This is a genomic window from Desulfovibrio sp. 1214_IL3152 (assembly GCF_036763055.1).
Lineage (GTDB): Bacteria > Desulfobacterota > Desulfovibrionia > Desulfovibrionales > Desulfovibrionaceae > Desulfovibrio.
The window spans coordinates 1-1,171 of the sequence record NZ_JBAIYW010000573.1 but is presented as its reverse complement, the minus strand read 5'-3'; the positions used below and the strand labels follow the sequence as shown (position 1 = coordinate 1,171).

The following is a 1,171-nucleotide window of genomic DNA, read 5'->3' as shown; positions in this document are numbered from 1 at the left end:
TTGCCGCTGACCTGTCTGTACGGCCTGGGTCTGGGCCTGCTGTACCCTCTGCTGGCCGCTGCGGTATATGACCGCTCAAACCCTGCCACGCGCTCCATCAACTCCAACGTCATGATGGCGACCTTTGACGCCAGCGGCATGCTGGCCCCGCTTATCGGCGGCATGGTCATCAACGCCGGCTTCGGCTACAGGGGCGTGTTCACGGCCACGGCGATCTCCGTAAGCCTGTGCGGCTGCTTCATGCTGGCCGACAGGCTGCGGCTGGCCCTGCACGAACGCAGGCAAACGGCTGAAATGCAATAAACCCACAGGCTGCCCGCAGGCAGCCTGTCTGTTTTTGCAGGGCATTCCGTTTTTTGCCCATAAGCGTGTGAAAGCTACTATAATCAATCATACTGCATTGTTGTCAAAAAGCAGCCGCCCCTTGCGGCAGTTGCATTCCGATACGAATTATATCACTATAATCAATAATTATATCCTACCAATACGGAAGGATACCATCACCGCTGCGTCCGGGTTGCAACCCGTCTGACACTGCTCCCGTTTACGTTGCGTGCATTTCGGCAGCCATTGCCGGAAAAAGGAGACCATATGTCCGCTGTACAAAGCATCAGCGCCAGAGAGCTGCACAGTGTGGACTTGAAGCAGGCTCTTGTTGTGGATGTACGTTCGCCCATGGAATATTCTGAAAAACGTCTGGCCCTGCCTACAGCCTTTGCTCCCGTTACCGACCTTGACCCCCGTGACGTCGCCCTGCGCAGCGGCGTGCTCGTCGATACCCCCATATTCACCATTTGCCGCAGTGGCGCGCGCGCCAAAAGCGCCGCTGAAAAATTCATCCAGGCAGGCTACGCCAATGTGCGCTTCATTGATGGCGGCATAGCCGCCTGCGAAGAGGCCGGTTTTGCCACTACCGGCGAAGGCCTGCCAAAAACCGGCGAAGCGTCGCCCTCTCTTGACCGGCAGGTGCGTCTGGTGGCAGGAGCGCTGACGGTGCTCTTTACGCTGCTGGGCTACGGCATCAGCCCGCTGTTTTATCTGGGTGCGCTGTTCATCGGCGCGGGCCAGGTTTTCTCAGGCATCACCAACTGGTGCGGGATGGCCCTTCTGCTTATGCGCGCGCCCTGGAACCAGAAAGGGGCCTCGTGCACACTTGGCGGAGCCTGCTCCA

Annotated in this window: 2 protein-coding genes; both read left to right on the top strand. The window is 58.6% G+C overall.

Annotated elements, in window-relative coordinates; translation table 11 throughout:
* A partial coding sequence (locus V6C07_RS12105) for an MFS transporter (RefSeq protein ID WP_333536733.1) occupies nucleotides 1-303 on the top strand: 303 nt, incomplete at its 5' end.
* Nucleotides 304-591: 288 nt separating this feature from the next.
* A partial coding sequence (locus tag V6C07_RS12100) for a rhodanese-like domain-containing protein (RefSeq protein WP_333536732.1) occupies nucleotides 592-1,171 on the top strand: 580 nt, incomplete at its 3' end.